The following is a 21739-nucleotide window of genomic DNA, read 5'->3' on the forward strand; positions in this document are numbered from 1 at the left end:
AAATTTTATTTCTGTAGGTGTCTTCATAAAATCAAAGCTAATTCGTTGATATACGCAGGTTGCTATTACTGCTACTATATTTTTAGAGTCTAATTGATTAATTACAAAATATATTTATTAAATATGTACGTAGTTTCAAAACTAAGTACATATTTTGTATTGTTGGTGCACTGCGTACATTTCAATTGTTACGCCTAATGTAATAAAATATTATTAGGCTGCAAAAAAGTGCAGATTGCTTCGTTCCTCGCAATGACGTGGAGTAGTGCAGATTGCTTCGTTCCTCGCAATGACAGGGAGGAAGTGGTCGACAGACCACTGACTATAGACTGCAGTAATTTAGAGAAATTCCTTTCTTCTTTATTACACTTGATTTGGGCTTTGGGTTTTTGGTTTTTTGTGGGATGGCTTTTGCGTGTGGGGGGCAAGGTAAAACAGCCTTGAGCCAAAAGAAGCCAAGCCTTGCGGTACACTTATCCGCAATGAGCCTAGCAGCGTAGCGGGCCGACTAACGCCACTGGATTGCAAAGGAAGTGGCGGCGGGCGCCACCAGAGGTGCTGACAAAGAGCGCACCGCAGGGGCATTTGGCAGCAACGTATCACGCAAGTGTTTGGCGTGTCTTTTTGTTTTTTTACAAAAAGCATGACAAACACGCAGCCGATGGTGGCCGCAAGGCCCGCAAAAATTATGGGCAGCGGGGGGACTACAAAATAGTAGCCTCCCAACCCCCGAAGGGGGATTGGGATTAGGGCTACTGTATTGTAGGACACAGGTAGCTGCCGTGAGGGACGCCTAGGAGCTGCAAGTAGTGTGACATACCTGCCTTAGCAGCCCGCAGGGCAGCAAGGGGGTGGCAATACCATACAAGGGACATAACAACCATATTGCCACGGCCTTGCTGGTATGGCGCATCTACTTGCCGACGACGGCAGACCGAACACCGCTTTACCTTGCTGTGCGTGGGCTCTGCGGCGTGGGCAGCATCTTGCTAAGGGAACGCAGTGGACTAGCAACTGTAGACTGGTGGCGAAGCCACGCCAATAATAATTAGCAGCGTAGGGAAAGGCAGGTGCGAGGCACTAGCTAGGAGGCACGAGTAGTACTGTGACTTGCTGCTGCTGTGCGCGCCAAAGGTGGCTACGCAGGGGTTGGTTTGTAAGGTTGGGTAGGGACCTTTGGCGGGGGCGGTTGAGAGACTATGGACGACCGTTAACCGTTGACCGACAACCGAGATGGCGACGATAGACGATGGGCGATAGCTGACCGAGATGGCGACGATAGACGATGGGCGATAGTTGACTAGTGATTATTACGCTACGGTAAAAGCACAATAAAGATTCTACTGATGCAGGGTGCGACGCCTATGGGGCTGAAGAGGATTATTGACGATGGTTACAAAAAGAAAAGTAATTGTAAAAGGCGGTTTGAATTGGTACGTTAGAACACGTATTACCTAACGGCTATTTAAGTATTGCAGCGAAGTTTTGTTGTACTTCTTTGGCTTCTTGAATGGCATCAGCTTCATTATGTAGATGCAAGAAAAAATAAGCTTCTTCTAAGCCTTGGGCGTACCACTCTGTAAGAATAGTTTGCCAGTTGGCAAGGCGTTGATTATCTAATTCTGTATTGCCGATGCCCACAAAACGCACAAATAATTTTGGGATGGTGAGTAGCATGTGTGCAGGATATCTAATTCCAGGTGTATCGGTTATGACTAAACCTATATTAAGCAGATATAATTGATTTAAGAAATTGCGGTATTTTTCTTGCAAAGGATACCAATGTCGGCTTCTTAATTCTATAAAAAACTGTATGTTTTTTGGTAGGAATTTTAGAAAGTCTAGCAGCTCGTTGATACGAGACGGCGAAAAGGATTCGCTTAGTTGTATGAATACTGGCCCTAATTGGTTGCCAAAACCATCGAGGCTAGATAAGAACTGGTAAGTCAATTCTTCTTTGTTTGCCAAACTACCCCTGTGGGTGATGCCATTAAACATTTTTGGACAAAACTTAAAGGCGTTGTTGTTAGACTGTTGCGCCCATTTAGTAATATAGGCATCATCGAATATGCGGTAATGCGTCGCATTGAGTTCTACTGTATTGAAATGACTAGCGTATAGGGCTAGCATGTCTTTATCTTTTGTTTTAGGGGCGTTTAGCGGTATTTTCCACTCTTCGTCCCCCCATTTACTGAGGCCTACGTAAATGGCAGGATGAGTGGCTTTTTTATTCCCAAGTACTTTGCTATTATCTACGACAGGTAGTTCAACATCGGTGAAAGTAAGGGTGTCGTATGGGATCATGCCAAAATTCATGCTCGGGGCGTTAAATACGTTATTTTTCAAAAATAAATGATAAATTATTTCTAAGGGAATAAAAAATCTAGCCACTGAGGCACTGAAGTACAGAGATTGGGAAACTGGCGTTAAAGGAGGTATCTACTGTTTCTTTACAAGATTTGTATGAACTACAATAAATTTAACCTATTCGGAGAAGAACTGACCCTAAAAATTTATTGTATATGACTGAGAAGTGGTTGAAGACAATGAATAATCTCCAGTTTTGGATGCCATTACTGCCCATGGGCCATTATTTTTAGAAACATATATCTCAACTGTGACGTATGGGCTTTGTACTGATACAGAGGCACTAAACCCTTTTTTTACTGGCCCATATGTTTGAGTCCAAGTTTGGTATTGATATCCACTATAAGATACAAGACCTTGGGCTGAATTGACAGAAAAATCACTAAAATAGATGTAAGTTCCATTTCCTATTATTGCATACTTAATATAGTAACTGTCATTTGAGGTAGTTATATTTTCTTCCTTTTTACATGACGTTAAAGCCATAATGAAAGCCACAAAAAGCGTGGCAATATTTGAATATTTGTTCATTGCGTTGTTTTATTAGTTTATCTGTGCAAAATTTTGCTTTTTTCTGATACACAACGGTTTTTTGCTAGGCTAAATGTTGGACATTACATGTTAGTCCAGCTTAGGCTTTAGCCAAATTACAACAATATTTATTTACTAGAAACCAAGGCTAATTTATTTATTTTAGTGGTATGGAAACGACATGGCAAGTGGGTAAATATTTGGTAAAGGAGGTTCTGCTAGAGCGGGCGGTGAATTATGAAGTGTTTGATGCGGAAGGCTATGTTTGTAGGTTGGTGCCTGGCTATGAAGGCTTTGAATTGAGTAAAATGGATGTAGGACTTGGATTGACTGTTGATGACCATGTGGTGGCCATGATAAGTAATTTTATTCTTGCAAAAGATAATTGAGTAATCGTATGGTAGAAGATAAGTTTGAACTCACTTATGGCGCTACAACCATTGCTGTAGAACGTTTTACCATAGGTAAGACTATTGCTTACAAAGCCGTGTTTAGCAGCAAGCGACCACCATTGGTGTTGACTAGAGCCACGAACTTTGAGCTTGGTAAATTTTGGACGTCCATTCCAGAAGGACGGCAGAAAGAAGCAGAAGGGGTTGGCGAGATGATTGAAGACTATCTTTTAAAAAAACAAAAGGACTAAGGATGTGCTATTACAATGGTGTGAAAGTAACAAGGGCTGAATTTATTAGGCTAAAGCAGTTGGAAAAGGCTGTGGCCAAGTATGACTTTTTAAACCGCGATTTACATCATGGTTTTGATTACGGCAATGTACCTGTATTAAAGCGCATCAATGGCGCTGTAGATTTTGATATTGTTGAAATGGAATGGGGTTTTATACCAAGTTATATTAGAACCCGAGAAGATGCTTTAAAAATGCGAATGGGCTTTAAAGACAATAACGGTGTGTTTAAAACACCAATGATTACATTAAATGCGGTTGGGGAAGAATTGCTTTTTCCAAATAAAATTTATAGACAAGCTGCTTTAGAACGAAGATGTTTGGTATTGTCAACAGGCTTTTTTGAGTGGAGGCATGTTTTTCCGAAGAATAAGCGAACTGGACAACCTTTAAAAACTGCTGTTAAATACCCGTACCATATTACTGTAAAGGACAACCACTATTTCTACATGGCGGGGATATGGCAGACATGGACAGATAAGGCAACTGGAGAAACTGTGGATACGGTATCTATTGTGACGACTAAAGCCAATCAGCTGATGGAACAAGTACACAATATGAAGAAAAGAATGCCTACGATATTGAATGAGGATTTGGCTTACGAGTGGCTATTGGAAGATTTAAGTGAGGAACGCATTATAGAAATAGCTACGTCGCAATTTCCAAGTGAAGCGATGTCAGCCTATCCGATAGCTAAAGATTTTAGAGAGGCTTTGGAGCCTACCAAAGCTTTTGACTATGAGGATTTGCCTGCGTTGGAGGTTGCTTAGTTTTAGCTTTTACAGATTGATGTTGATTTGGATATGTGTGTTCGTTTAAAAATAAATTCAGCACACCTTTTTATCAATAATCTTCACTTAACGTTATATTAATTTTAGAATCCACTTAAAATGCAACAACTTGCATTATTAAATCAATTCTTACCTTATAATCGTGCATATTGTTGCTGAAATAAAGGCGGGCAATAAATTCGTATTTACCGAGGTATATTACAAATACCACGAGCGTTTTTATTTCTTTGTGTTAAAGCAAACAGCTTCTACAGATATTGCGGAAGAGGTAGTGCAACAGGCTTTTATAAAACTTTGGGAAAGCAGAGAAAAATTATCTGAAGTATTTACGATTGATGTTCAATTGGCTAGAATTACAAGAAGCATTTTAATAGATACGCTTCGCAAAAAAGCCATAGAAAGAAAAGTAATCAATCAAGTTGTTGCACAAGCACCTACTATTTTTTCAAGCGACCCATCTTTGGAAAAAGAACTAAAAAACAAAATATATTCTGCTATAGAAGGCTTGCCGCCCATTTGTAAAAAGATTTTCAAATTAAGCAGAGAGGAAAACCTTTCCTATAATGAAATTGCCGAGCAATTGAGCATATCTCCAAAAACAGTAGAAAATCAAATTTCTAAAGCCCTAAAAGTGATTAGGCAAGTTGCAGCTTTATCTATCATTCTATCAGCAATTAATAAATAATACCCTGCCCAATATAAACAAATTGTTAACGAGTAGGGGTATTTGCTTAGTTATCCGAATCATTCATAAGTCATCTATTTTAAATGAAAGAAGTTTCAGAACAGCTTATTCAACAATTTTTAAGAAACCAATGTACCGCAGAAGAGGCGGTGCAAGTACAAGCTTATTTCCACACACATCCAGAGGAACTAGAAAAGTATATCAGCATTCAAAACTTATTGGGCGATGAAGGTGGTAGTAAATTAGATGAAGCTACATCACAGAAAATATTATTAGGTATAGAAAAAGAAATAGCAAAAAGACAAACTAGAGCAATCAGTCTCATTTGGTTTAAATACGCTGCCGCAGCCTCAATTATAGGGCTAGTGATTTTTACCACCTTACAATATAACCGTAATAACAACCCATCAACAGCTGGCAATAATATAGTACAGCAGCAAGTACAAATGGACAGTGCAATAAATACTTTAAAAACGATAAACAATACTACCAACAAAGCAATATTGGTTGCTTTAGAAGATGGTTCATCAGTAAATCTCTTTCCAAAAAGTACCTTACAATATGCCCAACCGTTTCGCAGCCATAAAAGGCAGTTATTTTTAGTAGGTACAGCCTTTTTTAAAGTAGCAAAAGATAAAACCAAACCATTTGTGGTAACTACCGATGGTATTAGCACCACAGCCCTTGGTACTTCGTTTACTATTATGGCAGAGCAGCAAAGCAATAATATTACAGTGCAGCTATTTACTGGCAAAGTAATGATTAGTAAAGCGGCTACTGGTAACTATGCTTTCAATACCCAATATCTATTACCAGGTGAACAAATTCAGGTTAATAAAGCTACTTATGCAGCTGCACTGTCTACATTTAAATTGAAAGACAGCGATAAGAAAATTGAAAAACAATTGTTGGCTACAAATGATGGGTTGTTGAATTTCAACCAATCAAGCTTACCAGAAGTATTTACTAGCTTACAAAAACAGTATAAAATAACGATTACTTACAACGCAACTGAACTTGCAAATATGAAGTTTACAGGCAAGTTTAATAGTAATGAAGAAGTAGGAACCATTATAAACAATATTGCTTTACTAAATGGGCTAACTGTGACCAAAACCATTACTGGTTTTGAAATAAAAAAATAAAACAAATACATAACAATTAGGCACATGCTACCACATGTGAAACGCACCTTAAAATGGCGTACTGCTAAACTATTATCAAAACATCAAAACAAATAGCACGTAAAAATGAAAAAACAAAAATCAGTCAACCGCTTATTAACCCTAGCTTTAGTATGGCTCATTAGCTTATTTGCCATAGAGCCGGCTGTTGCACAAAACACAGCAAGTATTAAAGGTTTAGTGCAAACAGAAAGTAACGAACCTTTAAATGGGGTTTCAGTTACAGCCACTAATTTGGCTACCAAAAAATCAGTATCAGCTACTACTAACGAAAAGGGTTTTTTTTCAATTAGCACATTACAAGTTGGCAGCACTTACAACTTTACCTTTAGCTATATTGGCTACGAAACGGGATATGTGAACGCTTTTAAACTAAAGGAAGGCAACGAAAACTCTTTATTGATAAGATTAAAACAAACTGCTGCAGATTTAACAGAAATTGTTACAACTGCAACCAATACAAAAAGAACGCAGTTTGAAACTCCTATGTCAATCACTTCTCTTAATGCAGAAACCATTGAATCAAAAAAGTTTAATAGCAATGCTGATATATTAAGAGGTATTCCTGGTATCATTACTGAAAATAGTGGCGGTGCTGTTGCTGCGAATGTTTATGTGCGTGGTTTGCCTACAGGGGGTCAGTATATACTTACGCCTATTCACATTGATGGCATGCCAGTATTAGGTACTGCTGGCTTAAACTCATCTGCAACCGACGTATATTATAGAAACGATTTGAATATAGCTAAAATAGAGACTGCACTTGGTGGAGTTTCTAATTTATATGGTTCAGGTTCGGTTGTAGGTCTAATAAATATTATTAGTAAAACAGGTACTGATGTTCAAAAAACAACGGTACAAAGTGAATTTGCTACACCTGGTAAATCACAATTCGATTTTCAAATAAGCGGACCAACAGGTAAAAATGCCTATTATTCACTTGCGGGTACTTACAGATATGATAATGGACCAGTGGTATTTGGCTTACCAACTCAAGGCTATCAGTTGCGTGGAAACCTAAAAAAGATTTTGGATAACGGAGACGTATTTACTTTATATGGCCAATACATTAATGACAAAGCACAGTATTATTTGCCTTATCCTATCGATAGTACTTTTCACAGACCACAAGGCTGGGATGGTAAAACCATTTACACTTTAGAAACTAAAGATGTAGATAATTTAACTGTCAAGACCCCTAATGGCGTTTATCAAAGCAAAGGGGCTAATGGTGTATTTACAAAAGGTGGCTACTTAATGGTAGATTATAAACATACTTTTTTAAATGACTTAAAATTTGATTTTAAAGCTAAAGCAGCCAATTATTATCACGAGTTTAATTTTTTCAATCTTTCTGGCTCTGGTGTTAATCCTGCCCCTCAAGGCAATTTTGCAACTGTTAAATTAGGTAGTACAATTACTGCTTTTAATTATACCTATGCAGGCGACGGTACCACCCTTAATAACAATGCACTTGTTTTAGAAAACAATATGACTGATCGCATTCGCCCAGTAAACGATTTCGCAACACAATTCTCATTAACAAAAGATTTTACTGGTAAGTCTGTCAATCAAACATTAACAATAGGGGGATACTTTTCTAACACCAATGCTGGCGATTTTAATTTTCAAATCAATTATTTAAGTGAATTTAATGATAAGGCAAGGATTTTGAACCTTAATTACACTGATGCATTGGGCGTAAAAAAAGCTTATACTGTTGATGGAGTAACCACAGCACCTCAATACGTAAATAAATACTTAAGCAGTATTAAAAAGGCGGCCTTTTTAACCAATGAAGTACGTATCGGGCAAAAACTAAGAGTTGATGTAGGATTAAGAGTTGAAGGACAAACCGCAAATGTATCAAGCGAAAAAAAAGCAACCATAACCAATGCGGATGGTATAAAAGTAACATGGGGTAATGGTGTTTACGATAGATTTGACTTGAATGCTTCTGATTGGGCACTTTCATTAGCATCCAATTACAAGCTCTCTAACCAATTTGCTATTTATGGTAATTTCTCAAGAGGCTATTACTTCCCTGAATTAAGAAGCTATGCTGTGGTTTATTCAAACAATGTTCCGCAATATCCCACTTTAACTACAGAAAAAATTAAACAAGCAGAAATTGGTATCAAGCATTATTCTAAAAATGTTAATGCATCTCTATCGGCATACTATGAAATGCTGGACAACAGGAGAAGCGTAGCTTATGTACTAACTGGCGGAGTGGTCAACCAAGTTACATATATTACGGGTAGTAAAGCCTATGGAATTGAAGGATTTTTAAATTACAAATTATCAAAAAATTTCAATTTATACACCACTCTCTCTTATATTAATTCTACGTATACAAATTTTGATCAAACACCAGCCCTAGTAGGCAATACAGTTTCGAGAAGGCCTAATTTTATGAATGATGCAACGCTTGAATATAAAGCTGGTGGTTTTGCATTCCGTTTCAATAATTTTTACAATGGTAGAAGGTTTGCAGATGACGCCAATACTACATCCTTTGCCCCTTATAATTTATCGAAAATTGATGTATCGTACACACTAAAAGGTGCAAAAAAAGAAACCGTTTCTTTTAACGTCGGCATTTTCAATTTATTCGATAATGATGGTATAACAGAAGGCAACTTTACAGCTGGAACTACGCAATTAAATAACCAAAAATACTTTATAGGCCGCCCAGTATTACCAAGATCTTTCTATGCTAGAACCATTTTAAATTTTTAATCATAAGAATAAGGGCTATCGAAAAGTAGCCCTTATTTTTTTGAAAAACTTCGCACCTATGGCTTCAAGGATGTATCGATTAATATTGTTTTTATTACTTATCTGGACCGACTGTAAAGCACAGAAGCCTATAATCAATAGCGACATTAATTATTGGAACGATACTTTAAGTATGCAAAATGCGGTAGCAGAAAATACCATAACCTATATTATAAAAGTTATACAAAAACACAAGCCTCTTATAACCAATAATAGTAATCGAGCAATAGCATTTGCTCTGTACGACCAACTTATGAACAATCCCAATGCTGCACAATTAACAGCAGTACAGCAATTTTATGAAGTGCAAATGAAAAGCGTACTTAAGAGGCTTGACATCAAGCCCCCAAAAAGTGAAATCTTTATTTATAAGCTATATAACCATGGTTTCATTGTTAAATCAGATAAAATCACATTAGCATTTGATTTTGTGAGAGGTTCGTCTGTTGGAGTAAGAAATTTTGCCATGAGTGATTCGCTCACCAAAGCCATCATTGAAAAAATAGATGTTTTTTTTGTTAGCCATTTACATCCCGACCATGCTGATGATTGGGTAGCCGAAGAAGCTATTAAACAACATAAAAAAGTAGTTGCACCTGATAGTGTTTGGATTGAAAAGCCGTTTTATAATAAAGTATATCATCCAAAAAGAAGTATAACAAATATTTATCGCTTAGCATTATCAAATAATAATGCTTTGGTATTTTCTGCTTTACCTGGCCACCAAACAAATACTAAAACAAAATACTCTGTTACTAACAATATGTATGTGGTTACAGTAGCTGGCAAAACAATTGCCCATACTGGCGACCAATATGATACCAGCGATTTCAATTGGATCGATTCATTAAATTTTTCGCAAAAAATAGATGTTTTATTTCCCAACTGTTGGTCATTGGAACTGTCAAGATTAATAACTGGTTTTAAACCAATCCTAGTTATTCCGGGACATGAAAATGAATTAAGCCATACAATAGATCATAGAGAACCTTATTTTTTAAATGAAGTGAGAGCCAAGCAATGGTTTAAAAATTACATGCCCTTATTGATGGGTGAGTTATTTGTTTACAGAAAATAAAATATGTTAATGTACAAAAGAAAGTCTATAATAATTTATTAACACTAGCATTTCTACAAAAACGCTTGAAACTCATTAAATAAAATAAAATTATAAACATCTTAAAATCAATCACCTTCGAGGAGGAAGGTTTTCAATGATACCATTTTAAAATTTGATTTCATTTATCCTATGCTTAACCCTTTTTACATAACATATTAACAATAATAAAATGAAAAAAATAATAGTTTTCTCGTATTTTTTAACAGCTACTATTTTGTGTAACGCTCAAATTAATACAAAAGATCCTCGCTACAGCACTTGGAAGAATGGCATTTACCTGAATCAAAGACAAAAAGAAGTAATGGGTTATTTATCATCTTGGAATCCAAATGATCCTTTGAATGGCGGTGAAAAAAGAGTAATAGTGAGTGCTCACAGAGGACTTTGGGGGGTTAATTCTGGCGGTGAAAACCCATGGCGCGATGATGGAAATTATTATAGGGCGGAAAACACTGTTGGCAGTTTTTTTCAAACATTTAAACTAAATGATAGAAAAGGTGTAGAGATGGTAGAAATGGATATACGGCTTACAAAAGATCAGGTACCAATTCTAATGCACGATGAAACAGTTGGAAGAATATTAGATCCAAATTTTGATCCAATCCCTCATAAAGCTGCAAGTAATTATAATAATTTTAAAGTCAATTCTAAATCTTGGAATACAATATTAAATCGTTTTTATGATACAAGACAAAAAGCAAATGTTTGGCTAAATGGTGGAGTAGAGCCGATAAAAAAAACCAATGAAGGTACTGGCTCTAATAACGCAGTAGTTAGTCTATTGGCTCTTGCAGAATGCATTATGTATGAGTATGCTGCTAGTGCTAACCGCGTTGGACTACTTGACTACCCGATAGATTGTTACCCTATACTTGCTTTGGATATTAAAGATCCGACTGCATTAGCAGCTTGTATTCGAGTATTAGATAGAGCACAAAGCGAAACAGTTACTGCATTTCATATTAACATTAATTGGCGTAGTTGGGTTATATTTAAAATAAATGCATTGGATATGTTAGATGGTAAAGAAAGGAATAACAATATATTTAATTTTAAAAGATTTGAAAAAATCTCGGGGATAGCTAATTCCGATATGACGCGTTATAATATCGTTCCTTATTTTTTCTCTAGAGCAGCAGAATATTTCAATATTGAGGCTTGTGTAGCTGCTATGATAAAAAAGCCATGGTTTTTAACAATGGAAGTTCATGTAAAAGAAGGGTCACTTTTAGACAAAAAACCTGAATGTAGATATTTTGAAATAAACCAATTGGCAAGAACCTATAAAAACTTGAAATTGGGCATACAGCACGCTCTTCCAACAGCATATTATCCCCCCGGCGACATTCCAATTGGAAGAAATTTCGCTGGAAATGGTGCGTGCTGTTTCCCATACTCAACATATTACGCTAATTTTAACATAAAACCAGAAAATGCAACAAAACTAGATAAAGACTGTGCAGAATACAAAACAAGATCAGATCGTAACGATTTGAGATGGAATAGAGATTTTTTAGAAGCCAATATTTTAAATGTTCGCCAAAATAATGGTTGGGCCTTTAGGTGGATAACAACTGACGAACCTACTGAATGGTTTAGTTATTTAGGTGCTAACTATGGTATAAAGCCAACAATAAGTGATAATACCTCTAGTATTTTAGAACCTTCTTCTAATTATTTAGATTCTTCTACAAATATTAATACAACAACCAATCTTGCAAGAAATGTAGATTCTTTAAATGGAAATATTTACGATATAGCAGGTGATTCTGATATAAATTATCTGCCAGTCATATCATGCACCGTTAGAACTCTGCCATATTCTACAAAAAAGTTTACTTCAAATATATTTGATAATCCATACTTTATTGGATTGGATGGTTCAGTTAATACTTTAGATAGTAATCATGCAAAAATAAGTTTAGGTGGTAAAGCTATAGATATTGCTGTGGAAGAAGACGGTACACCATGGCATATTGGGGTTGATAACAAAGTATATATGCTAGACAGCAGCAATAATTGGCAGAATATACCAGGCTTGGCCCAAAAAATAGCTATCGGAGGATCTACAGAAGAATCGGCGGATTATGTAAATGACCGTCAAAAAATTGCAATTATAGGAATTGATAACAACATTTATACCTTTAATACAGCAACTGGTTTGTGGGATTTGACTGCGACTACAAATGCAAAAGAATTATCAATAGATAGATATGGCGACATTTGGTTTATTGATATGAACAATAAGATATGGCATTTCGACGGTGATACATTGATAAATACGAGAGGTATTGGTACGAAAATAAGTTGTTCTTTGGATGGCGCTGTTGCAACAATTGGTAGCGATAATAATATTTGGGGTTACAATAGAACAACAGATAGATGGCAACGCGTTTTTACTACCGATGGCACTTTTACAGATTTAACGCTAATAAGTACAATTAACGCCTATGCAATAAAAGCAAACGGTGAAATATGGACTATAAGCGATTCTTGTAGTACCAATAGTGGTACATTCTCAAACGATAATGCTATTGCCTCGACAAATACTAATTTTGATGAACTCAACGCCTCTAAAATAAGCATTTTTCCTAATCCTGCCCACAATAAAGTTACAGTTCAATTACCTGTTGGAATGGAAGAGGCTACCGTAACTATATTTAGTGATTTAGGGGCCACTGTAGCTATTGATAATGGAACAGGTTTATTAAGACAAATAAGCATTGCTTCTAAGCCAAGTGGAACTTATTTAGTAAGAGTGACAACAAAAAAAGGCAATAGCACTACACAAAAGCTATTAATTCAATAATATTTTTAATCATAAGCAGGGGTTTGTTTTTCTAGTTGCAAAGAGGGTATGTCTATACCCTCTTTTTATATGCATCTTTCATACACTTTAAATTTTTCCATTTAATCAAAGCAACAATTTGCATAGGACACAAAATATAAAGCAACCAGAGGATTTTTAAAATAAATGAAACAGACGATGATTACTACTTACATAAAATAATAATATTATTTACATGCTGTTTTCGATTTGGTAGGCCCTTTGTATCCTGCGGCGCTCATTAATAGGTTTTCACCAAATTGCTTTTTGACACTGTCTATTGCTTGGTGGAGTTTGATGGCTTCTTGGGTATCATCGAAGATGCTGATTTGGTGTGTGCCTTGTATTAAATCGGAAAAGCGGACACCGACTAATCTGATGAGTTGCCGTTTGGTGTAAAGTTTTGCGAATAGCTCTTTTACTTTTTGTATTAATACCGTATCAGATGCGGTATAATCGATAGACTGTTGCTTTTGCTCGGTTTGAAAATCGCTATAACGCAGCTTGACTGCAATGCAGCCTGTGAGCCTGTTTTGAGAACGGAGTTCGAAGGCAATGGATTCTGTCATGCGCACCAATTCACGGTTAATAAATTGGATGTCGATGGTATCGGTTTCAAAGGTTTGTTCGGTACTTATTGACTTTTGTTCCCGAAAGGGAATGACTGGTGATTCGTCTAAGCCATTGGCTTTTTTGTGGAGTTCGATACCATTTTTGCCTAAGAGGTTAAACAACATGGGCATGGGAATTTCACTCAGACGTTTCACCGTTTCAACACCCATTTTTAAGAGTTTATAGCCCGTTTCTTTACCGATGCCTGGCATTTTCATAATGCTCAATGGCGCTAAGTAACTTTTCTCATACCCAAATGGTATTTCAATCTGGCCATTGGGCTTCACTTCATTAGTAGCGACTTTGCTTATCAACTTGTTGGAAGCAAGCCCATAAGAAATGGTTAAGCCACTTTCTTTAGCTACACTCTTTTTGAGTTCTTCGCTGAACTTCATACAGCCAAAGAATTTATCCATACCAGTAAGGTCAAGGTAAAATTCATCGATGCTTGCTTTCTCAAACATGGGTACTTTATCGCCAATGATATCAGTAACTAAACGAGAGTATTTACTGTAGGCTTCATAATCGCTTTTAACGATGACCGCATGCGAACATAAACGCAAAGCTGCCCGCATAGGCATGCCACTGTGGATGCCGAATTTTCTTGCTTCATAACTGCAAGAGGCTACCACACCACGGTCACTCATGCCACCAATCAATACTGGCTTACCAATTAGTTTGGGATTACGCAAATGTTCAACAGACACAAAAAATGTGTCTAAATCCATATGTGTAATATGTCTGCCTTCCTTTAATAACATTTAGCCCAAGTTTTCGTAGCTGCGTTTTTTATAGCCTATTTTATACATTCTACTGACCTCGATACTGTAAGCACCAAAGTCGTCCACGACCTTGCCTGTGATGCGGTAAAAACCACTATTGTTTAAAGGATATTTTTGAGCCACTTCAGGAAAGTGGACGGTATCAATCCAGTTGAGTTCACTGTCTACAAAAGTGCCAAAGTACATGCTGTTGCTGTTTTTGGTGGTGACATGCTTGTGGGCGATGAAATACGCCAAGCAAGTGACCTGCTTACCAATGTATGCTTGCAATGCTTTAGCAGGTATATATTTACTAGGGTCATCGTCTACCAATTCAAAAGGATTAGATAAGGTGAAGCCTAAGATTTCCATTTGGTCGTAGAGGTCATCTAAATGCAGGTCTACCAGTTCAGGTAGTTCAAATTCTAATGGCTTTTCGATAAATAGAGGTACTGCACCTGCCGCTTGCGGTAAGTGTTTTTTCTGTAAAAAGTTCGCTTCCCAAAGCAAGCGTTTTTTGGACTTGCCTGTAAAGCCAAATGCCCCCACGCTGATGAGGACATTCAATTGTTCGATACCAATATTGGTACGCTCAATAAAATCTTGTAAGTGCAGATAGTCGCCGTTTTGGGTTCTTTCCTCTAGTATGGTTTCTACGAGTTTAGACTGTAGTTTTTTGATATGGATAAAACCAACATAGACTTCATTACCATGAATGTTGGTGTAATTGTCACTACGGTTAACGCAAGGCGGATGAATTTCCCCACCTGTTTTTAGCAGTTCTAAAAAATAGAGTTCTCGAGAATAGAAGCCGCCAAAATTATTGATCACCGCCACCATGAACTCTTTCGGAAAATAGGTTTTCAAGTACAAGCTCATATAACTTTCTACCGCAAAGCTGGCCGAGTGGGCTTTGCTAAAACTATAGCCCGCAAAGCTTTCCATTTGTCGCCACACTTCTGTAGCCAAGGCATCGGGATATCCCATTGATTTACAATTGGCCAAGAACTTCTCCTTAATCATGATGAACTTATTGTTGTTCTTGTATTTGCCACTCATGGCCCTTCTCAACACATCCGCTTCGCCAAGCGTTAAGCCAGCAAAGTAGTGACCTATCTTAATGACATCTTCTTGAAACACCATCACACCGAAGGTTTCAGAGAGGTGTTCTTGAAACAAAGGATGTAGGTATTGTACCGATTGCGGATTGTGGTACCGGGTAATGTATTCCCGCATCATGCCCGACTGCGCCACGCCAGGGCGGATGATACTACTGGCCGCTACTAGGGTAATATAATCGTCGCACTTTAATTTTTTCAGTAAGCTACGCATAGCGGGCGACTCGATATAAAAGCAACCAATGGTATCAGCTTCTCGGATTTGGTGTTTGATTTTCTCATCCTTTTTGAACTTGTTGATATCGTGGATGTCTACCTCGATGCCCTTATTGTCTTTAATAAGCTGCAAGCATTCCTTGATGTGACCAAGCCCACGCTGGCTGAGGATATCGAACTTATTGATACCAATATCTTCCGCAATAAACATATCCATCTGCACCCCTGTAAAGCCTTTAGGCGGCAAAAAGCAAGTGGCATAATTGGTTATTTTTTCTTCTGTAATTAACATGCCGCAAGGATGGATAGACATGATATTAGGGAAGCCACGCAGCAAGCTACCGTATTGGAAAATGAGTTGGTGGATTTTATCTTGAGGCTGTGCTAAACGCTGTACTTGCTTGATTTCTTCTTCGGGCAAGCCAAAGACTTTGCCTAGTTCATGGATGACTGCATCGTGCTTAAAGGTAGAAATAGAACCACACAAAGCCACATGGTCTTTACCATGGCGCTTAAAGATATAGTCCATCACATCATCCCTATCGGTATAGCTAAAATCGATGTCAAAGTCGGGCGGTGACGTACGTTCGGGATTTAAGAAGCGTTCAAAATAGAGGTTCAACTCAATCGGGTCAACATCCGTAATACCCAAGCAGAAAGCCACAATAGAATTAGCACCGCTACCACGCCCAACGTGGTAGAAACCACGGGACACGGCATACTGCACAATATCGTTATTGATTAAGAAATAGGCGTTAAAACCAAGGTCGTTAATGATTTTTAGTTCTTTCTGCATCCGTTCCAATGCCACTGTGTTCTTCTTACCATAGCGCTTTAAGAAACCATCTTTAGCCAGTTTGGCTAATAATATTCGATCATCCTCTTTAGAGGCGGTATAGAATTTCTTGTTTTTGTCGGTTTTAAAATCCATGTGGATGGAACAAGCTTCCATTAGCTTGTAGGTATTGGTAATGATGAAAGGATATTGCCTAAAAGCTTGGATGATGGCCGCAGGGGGAACGAAGGTTTCCTTTTCGGACGCCTGAGAGGTAATGGGTAATTTGGATAATAGGCAGTTATTAGCAATTGCTCGCAGCAGACGATGTAGGTTGAAATAGGTTTTGTTTTGAAACGTGACAGGTTGCCTCACTACAAACTTATCTTGGTGCGATTTCCAATCGAGCATGGTAAGATTGCCCACTTCCCAAGGCAGTACGCCAATCCGTTCATGGGGTAGTAAATCGAGCAAGGCTTTAGTGCCCAAAGGATAGATAACAAAGCCATCATTAAGGGTATTGAAAAAGACAGGGTTTTCAGTTGGCAAAGGGAAAGCTGCTTTTGCCATGAGGTGCGTAGACAAAAACTGGTGCAGCCATTGAAGGCCAGTATTATTGGCAGCCAATAGGATGTATAATACATCATCGCCATTACGGATTTCAGCACCGAGGATGGGCTTGATACCCGCTTCTTGGCAAAGCTTCACAAAATCCCATGCATCGCAGGTAGCATTGATATTGGTGAGCGCCAAAGCCGTAATTCCCCGCTCAATGGCCATATCTACCAGTTCCTTAGTGGGAATAGTGCCGTAGCGGAAGCTGTAGAAGGATTTGCAATTGAGGTACATAAATACTAAACTATTTAGCAAATGTTGCGATAAAAATTGGGTATTGCCAAAAAAAGTTAAGGGATTGGGGGATTGTTTTTTGGGAAGCTGATTATGCGAAATGCTTGTTATTTGGGGAATGCGTAGGAAAATAATGGTTATTGCTGTGGAAAATAAATACTAATATATTTAGTATTTTGTGCTATTATTTTAGTATATTTGAGACTATAAAATAGATGCATATGAACAAGTTGATTAGCCTGTATAGGCGTTTTTTTGGATTGGATGTGCGTGTGGCGGATAAGGTGGTTGTTGTGCGGATTTGAGGAAAAAGAACCTATATGGGAAAGAAGAATATCGAACAATTTAATGTTACAGATGCACGTAAAGAAAAATTCGTCTTACTGGTGGTTTATCAAAATAACTCACCCAAATACTTAGTAAAAAAGTACGGGTTATCCAATTCTTACCTATTAGCAAATTGGGTAAGCATTTATCAAAAGGCGCTTGGAAAAGGTACTGTAACTTTACCAGTAATAGCATATGCAATAAAGAAAGGAAGACGCAGCTTTGAAACAGCGAATCAAAGAGCTTTGAAAGTCAACAGAAAGGCTAAGTTGATAATTGATAGGTTAAACTCTATGATTTATGATTAGTATAAAGAATTGAAAATTCTATTGATACAAAACCAAGACATTTAAAGATATTGCTTATTAGTGAGAACTTTGTTAAAATATTGACTTCGGGCTACTTTGTAAATTGTTTGATAAATCCACACAAATATTTTATAACATAAAATATTATTTTGTTTTAAAAACCAGAGGAAATAATTGTTTAAGAACTTGTTTCACAAGTAAGAATACTACCTTGACTAGGTATTCAAAAGCTTTAACAATCTATCTATAAAATGTACTAAGGAACTATACTAGGATAGGTAGCGACAAATTATTTATACTTTTAAAAAACAACCATTGGTGATTTGCGTAGACTAGGTGATGTATTACATAAAGCGTATCGTATTAACCTCATACAAATACATATCCATCGAGATGAAGGAGTACGACTTGACGACACAAATGTGAAGATTAACCATCACGCACATTTGGTATTTGACTGGCAAAATAAAACCACTGGGAAAATCGTGACCATTGGTAGAGCAGATATGTCGAAGGTGCAAACATTGACTGCCGAAACTTTAGAAATGGAAAGAGGGCAGGTGAACTCCAAAGCTGAACGATTAGAACATGGTGACTTCCGTAAAGCGATGGCAGCGTTAGATCAGCAGATTGACGAAAAAAAAACGACTTGCAGCAAACAGAGCTCGAGCTGCAGCAATCAGAGCAAGACTTGATACGCTTAAACGACATGCTCCTAAAAGCTAGGTTGGAATGTGGTTATACGATTGAAGAATTGAACGAACGATTTAAAGATAAGCTGAAGGCTTTGAAAGCCGATGACCAGGCTGCTAAAATTAAGCTTAGCAAGCATAATCGTGAAGCATATGGCCAGGCGGTGAAGCAACCAGACATCCAAGCATTGAAGGAAGCAAGAAAGGCGGCAGACCTCGCTACAACAGCCATCGAGAAATTCAAAGAAGGATTGTTTAGCTACACGGTGCATTTTGAGGGCTTTAAGTTAACGATAGACCAAAAATATGACCTGCTAATAGGAAAGCCTACCGAAACCCTTTACAGCGAACTAACAGCGCCTAAACAAGCGAAGCTGGATGAGGATGAAGAAGATGATAGACAGTATAAAAGAGGGATGAAGAAGTAAAAAAAAATATTTACAAATTCGGATCGGTTGGTTAGAACAAAGGGTATAATGGATAGTAGTCAATCGATTTTAAAAAAATCTTTGAGATAAAGTATGATTTAAAAAAGAAAATCCACTCGATTATGTTATTATTTTATTTCAGTATAAAATACATGCCCATTGAAAAAAATATTTTATTATCCGCAATTAAATTATTTATATATACATACAGTAATTGTTGCAAATGCTACGCTTTTGGTAAAGTCGTAGGTAAAGCCTTACACCAAGTGTGAAGAGGGCAAGCTACGACCAGTTGAGTGGAGTACATCTATAACATAACAAAACCACTTGTTTGGGTGTGGCTTTGTTAGGTTAATAATATTCTTTTACGATAGACGGGTGTCCCCATATCCAACCTTCTTGTTTTTTGTTATCCCTTACCTTCAACCAGATCCACCTTTCTTTGCCCACCAATAAAGAATCTTGTTGAGGCGATCTATCCAAATATTGCAATTCAGAGCCTTTTGGCAACTTTTTTATTAAAATTGCTTGCGAACTGGGATTCTTACGAAAATCTGTAGCAGTTAAAGTTGTTAATATTGTTGAAGTGTTTCTTGATACATCAAATGTGGTGTATTTTATATTTTCAAAATTTGATAAATAATAGTCTACGATAAATTTATCAGTTGCTAAAATATAATTAGCCTCAACATCTTTTACTACGATGCTATGTTTAATCTTACTGCCAGTTTTTGAATATATCATGACATAAGGGTATGCATAAATTGCGTGTCTAAGTTCAGATGAATATTCATGAGAATTGCAAATTAGCTTACCAACGCTGTCAAAGTAAAATGTTTGTTTACTGCCTGTTGTATAGCTTTCATCAAATGTTGGAAATTCTAGCTTTCTAACGATGTTTCCACTTAAGTAAACATTTACTTTTATTTTTTTTTCGTATAGTTCAGAAAGTGGAATTTTTTATATATTAGTTTAGTAGTTAATTTGCTCTTATCTAATTTGTCTATTTCATCCTCAACATATATTGCATATTTATTTACACTATCAGGATAATTTTTTAGCTGTGCGAAAATTTTAGTAGATGCATTTAATAGAATAAGGCATAGAAAGCATCTAAATGATGTAGTATTGGAAAAAATCATATTTTTAAAATTTATTACCTTATTGGTATTCCTATGATTGGTTGTATGAGGTCGATACTGGTGGCAGACAGTTTAAAGGGGGAAGGAGCAAAAATGTAATAAACGAATGTGATACAAAATAATTAGTTGAAAAATTATAAAACAATCTGAGGGTTTTTTAGGGTAAATAACTTTATATATAACTGTTTCATTTGTTGTATTAGTTGTTAATATAGAGCTTTATAATCGCTGTCTTATTTAGTAACTTTTAATTCATACTTTAATTGAATTATTTTACACAATTATATTTATATCTTTTTTTGTACAAGCGTTTTCTTTGTAATGATGGTGATTGGTATCTCTCTTCCCATTGCTTGAACATTTCCTTCAATGGTACTATTGATTGTACTATTGATGACCAAGCCAGTTAATTTATTGATGACTAAATACTCTATTTGATTCCCCTTTAAATTTGGTGTTATGTCGTAACCCATCACTTTACTACTTTTACTACTATCACTTAATATTTTCGAAACCACACTTATTTTAACAAAATCATCGTCTATACTCTCTACCGTAAATTGATTTAACATTTTCATGCTGATATCCCCTGCTTGTGAAGTGGAGCTTTTCCAGGTATCCCCAACATATACTGTTGAATCTGGTAATAGATTGATAGTCTGTTCAAGGTTAGATTTTACAAAACCCTCGCCAATTAATTTAGAGAGTTGCTGTTGCAAGGTATTTTGCGTATAGCTGTCCTTAAATGTGAGGCCTTGTAAAATATTGGCCTTAATATCATCGTAGCCTTTAATCGAAAGAATTTTACCACTTGGCGCCATGATGACAAACAATCTAGCGCCTTTTATTTTGCCAAGCATTTTCTCAATAGGGTCTATGGAATTATCAGCATTAGCAGCGTCCAAATCTTTTTCTACATTGTTCATATTGCCATGAACATGAATACTATCATATACGATGGTTAGTGCTGTATTTCCAATGCTATCTTTTACAATAGTGTACAGTAAGCCAACATCTGTAGTATTGCTGTTCTCTATTTTCCTGCCATCAACTTCAAGAATAGTCTGAGTGTTGTTGCTAATGGTATAATAATATTTGATAGTATCTTCATTACCTATATGCAGCCCCAATTGATATTTTTTATCGTTTGGGCCATGCTGCTTTTTTTCTGATTTACAAGATAATACGGTAACGGCGAGAGGAATTATAAACAACAATGAACGCATAGTAATTGGTTGATTGATAAAATAAGGTTTTATAATAATAGGCAATTTAAACATTCTGTAAAATACAAATACCAAAGAGGCTTAAAACCTTATTATGCATATGATGCCCTTTTTCAGGCAACAATTTCTCTTTAGTCATTTATTTACAGAGTAATTAACTTGGATATTATTATGTAATAAGGGGATGAAAACACGCCGTTAGACTTAGCCTTATTATAATTTAGCAACTAAAGGGGTTTAACTACTTATAAATTAGTAGTCAAATAAAGGGCACAAATAGGGTGGATTGATACAGAGCACTTGATAAAAATTTAGAA

Annotated in this window: 17 protein-coding genes; 11 read left to right on the forward strand and 6 right to left on the reverse strand. The window is 36.7% G+C overall.

Translation table 11 applies throughout. The annotated features are described in order from the left end of the window. Positions 1–1461 precede the first annotated feature (1461 nt). Complete coding sequence (locus ACFOW1_RS06315; protein ID WP_379012988.1) at positions 1462–2316, reverse strand: DUF72 domain-containing protein; 855 nt, start codon at positions 2314–2316, stop codon at positions 1462–1464. Positions 2317–2505: 189 nt separating this feature from the next. Continuing rightward, positions 2506–2898, reverse strand: a complete 393-nt coding sequence (locus ACFOW1_RS06320) for a hypothetical protein (protein ID WP_379012989.1) — start codon at positions 2896–2898, stop codon at positions 2506–2508. Between the two features lie 170 nt (positions 2899–3068). On the opposite strand from ACFOW1_RS06320, the gene ACFOW1_RS06325 reads away from it, so the two are divergent. The 8 genes from ACFOW1_RS06325 (at position 3069) to ACFOW1_RS06360 (ending at position 12950) form a co-directional block, all read left to right on the forward strand. Continuing rightward, positions 3069–3287 carry a hypothetical protein gene (locus tag ACFOW1_RS06325; RefSeq protein WP_379012991.1) on the forward strand — a complete coding sequence of 73 codons (219 nt, stop codon included), beginning with the start codon at positions 3069–3071 and terminating at the stop codon, positions 3285–3287. 8 nt (positions 3288–3295) lie between these two features. Continuing rightward, positions 3296–3541 (forward strand): hypothetical protein, encoded by a 246-nt coding sequence (locus tag ACFOW1_RS06330; protein WP_379012992.1) that lies wholly within the window; start codon positions 3296–3298, stop codon positions 3539–3541. A 2-nt stretch (positions 3542–3543) separates the two neighbouring features. Then, positions 3544–4350: an SOS response-associated peptidase gene (locus ACFOW1_RS06335; protein WP_379012993.1), complete on the forward strand. Its 807-nt coding sequence runs from the start codon at positions 3544–3546 to the stop codon at positions 4348–4350. A 163-nt stretch (positions 4351–4513) separates the two neighbouring features. Next, positions 4514–5056, forward strand: a complete 543-nt coding sequence (locus ACFOW1_RS06340) for an RNA polymerase sigma-70 factor (RefSeq protein ID WP_379012995.1) — start codon at positions 4514–4516, stop codon at positions 5054–5056. A gap of 83 nt (positions 5057–5139) precedes the next feature. Further along, complete coding sequence (locus ACFOW1_RS06345) at positions 5140–6201, forward strand: FecR family protein (RefSeq protein WP_379012996.1); 1062 nt, start codon at positions 5140–5142, stop codon at positions 6199–6201. 105 nt (positions 6202–6306) lie between these two features. Then, positions 6307–8982: a TonB-dependent receptor gene (locus ACFOW1_RS06350; RefSeq protein WP_379012998.1), complete on the forward strand. Its 2676-nt coding sequence runs from the start codon at positions 6307–6309 to the stop codon at positions 8980–8982. Positions 8983–9040: 58 nt separating this feature from the next. After that, the gene (locus ACFOW1_RS06355; RefSeq protein WP_379012999.1) at positions 9041–10099 is read left to right on the forward strand and encodes an MBL fold metallo-hydrolase; all 1059 of its coding nucleotides are present in this window, start codon (positions 9041–9043) and stop codon (positions 10097–10099) included. Between the two features lie 211 nt (positions 10100–10310). Beyond that, entirely contained in the window at positions 10311–12950 is a 2640-nt protein-coding gene (locus ACFOW1_RS06360) for a glycerophosphodiester phosphodiesterase family protein (protein WP_379013001.1), read from the forward strand. 206 nt (positions 12951–13156) lie between these two features. Here ACFOW1_RS06360 and dinB read toward each other — a convergent pair whose 3' ends face one another. Next, on the reverse strand, positions 13157–14341 hold the full coding sequence (gene dinB / locus ACFOW1_RS06365; protein ID WP_379013002.1) for a DNA polymerase IV: 1185 nt from the start codon (positions 14339–14341) through the stop codon (positions 13157–13159). After that, positions 14342–17299 carry a DNA polymerase III subunit alpha gene (locus ACFOW1_RS06370; RefSeq protein ID WP_379013003.1) on the reverse strand — a complete coding sequence of 986 codons (2958 nt, stop codon included), beginning with the start codon at positions 17297–17299 and terminating at the stop codon, positions 14342–14344. It lies immediately after the preceding gene. Between the two features lie 320 nt (positions 17300–17619). Here ACFOW1_RS06370 and ACFOW1_RS06375 point away from each other — a divergent pair, with 320 nt between their 5' ends. The 3 genes from ACFOW1_RS06375 (at position 17620) to ACFOW1_RS06385 (ending at position 19054) form a co-directional block, all read left to right on the forward strand. Next, the gene (locus ACFOW1_RS06375) at positions 17620–17934 is read left to right on the forward strand and encodes a hypothetical protein (protein ID WP_379013005.1); all 315 of its coding nucleotides are present in this window, start codon (positions 17620–17622) and stop codon (positions 17932–17934) included. 323 nt (positions 17935–18257) lie between these two features. Beyond that, positions 18258–18629, forward strand: a complete 372-nt coding sequence (locus ACFOW1_RS06380) for a hypothetical protein (RefSeq protein ID WP_379013006.1) — start codon at positions 18258–18260, stop codon at positions 18627–18629. A gap of 14 nt (positions 18630–18643) precedes the next feature. Beyond that, positions 18644–19054 (forward strand): hypothetical protein, encoded by a 411-nt coding sequence (locus tag ACFOW1_RS06385; protein ID WP_379013007.1) that lies wholly within the window; start codon positions 18644–18646, stop codon positions 19052–19054. Positions 19055–19405: 351 nt separating this feature from the next. Here ACFOW1_RS06385 and ACFOW1_RS06390 read toward each other — a convergent pair whose 3' ends face one another. Both ACFOW1_RS06390 and ACFOW1_RS06395 read right to left on the reverse strand, forming a co-directional pair. Further along, on the reverse strand, positions 19406–19798 hold the full coding sequence (locus tag ACFOW1_RS06390; protein ID WP_379013009.1) for an SH3 domain-containing protein: 393 nt from the start codon (positions 19796–19798) through the stop codon (positions 19406–19408). A gap of 685 nt (positions 19799–20483) precedes the next feature. After that, positions 20484–21422 (reverse strand): DUF6263 family protein, encoded by a 939-nt coding sequence (locus tag ACFOW1_RS06395; RefSeq protein WP_379013011.1) that lies wholly within the window; start codon positions 21420–21422, stop codon positions 20484–20486. Positions 21423–21739 lie beyond the last annotated feature (317 nt).

Source organism: Parasediminibacterium paludis, from assembly GCF_042651445.1.
GTDB lineage: Bacteria > Bacteroidota > Bacteroidia > Chitinophagales > Chitinophagaceae > Parasediminibacterium > Parasediminibacterium paludis.

Excerpts from the sequence above, each read along its gene's own strand:
- ACFOW1_RS06315 (WP_379012988.1), bottom strand. The coding sequence starts at position 2,316 with ATGAATTTTGGCATGATCCCATACGACACCCTTACTTTCACCGATGTT.
- ACFOW1_RS06320 (WP_379012989.1), bottom strand. The coding sequence starts at position 2,898 with ATGAACAAATATTCAAATATTGCCACGCTTTTTGTGGCTTTCATTATG.
- ACFOW1_RS06325 (WP_379012991.1), top strand. The coding sequence starts at position 3,069 with ATGGAAACGACATGGCAAGTGGGTAAATATTTGGTAAAGGAGGTTCTG.
- ACFOW1_RS06330 (WP_379012992.1), top strand. The coding sequence starts at position 3,296 with ATGGTAGAAGATAAGTTTGAACTCACTTATGGCGCTACAACCATTGCT.
- ACFOW1_RS06335 (WP_379012993.1), top strand. The coding sequence starts at position 3,544 with ATGTGCTATTACAATGGTGTGAAAGTAACAAGGGCTGAATTTATTAGG.
- ACFOW1_RS06345 (WP_379012996.1), top strand. The coding sequence starts at position 5,140 with ATGAAAGAAGTTTCAGAACAGCTTATTCAACAATTTTTAAGAAACCAA.
- ACFOW1_RS06350 (WP_379012998.1), top strand. The coding sequence starts at position 6,307 with ATGAAAAAACAAAAATCAGTCAACCGCTTATTAACCCTAGCTTTAGTA.
- ACFOW1_RS06355 (WP_379012999.1), top strand. The coding sequence starts at position 9,041 with ATGGCTTCAAGGATGTATCGATTAATATTGTTTTTATTACTTATCTGG.
- ACFOW1_RS06360 (WP_379013001.1), top strand. The coding sequence starts at position 10,311 with ATGAAAAAAATAATAGTTTTCTCGTATTTTTTAACAGCTACTATTTTG.
- dinB (WP_379013002.1), bottom strand. The coding sequence starts at position 14,341 with ATGTTATTAAAGGAAGGCAGACATATTACACATATGGATTTAGACACA.
- ACFOW1_RS06370 (WP_379013003.1), bottom strand. The coding sequence starts at position 17,299 with ATGTACCTCAATTGCAAATCCTTCTACAGCTTCCGCTACGGCACTATT.
- ACFOW1_RS06375 (WP_379013005.1), top strand. The coding sequence starts at position 17,620 with ATGGGAAAGAAGAATATCGAACAATTTAATGTTACAGATGCACGTAAA.
- ACFOW1_RS06385 (WP_379013007.1), top strand. The coding sequence starts at position 18,644 with ATGCTCCTAAAAGCTAGGTTGGAATGTGGTTATACGATTGAAGAATTG.
- ACFOW1_RS06390 (WP_379013009.1), bottom strand. The coding sequence starts at position 19,798 with ATGATATATTCAAAAACTGGCAGTAAGATTAAACATAGCATCGTAGTA.
- ACFOW1_RS06395 (WP_379013011.1), bottom strand. The coding sequence starts at position 21,422 with ATGCGTTCATTGTTGTTTATAATTCCTCTCGCCGTTACCGTATTATCT.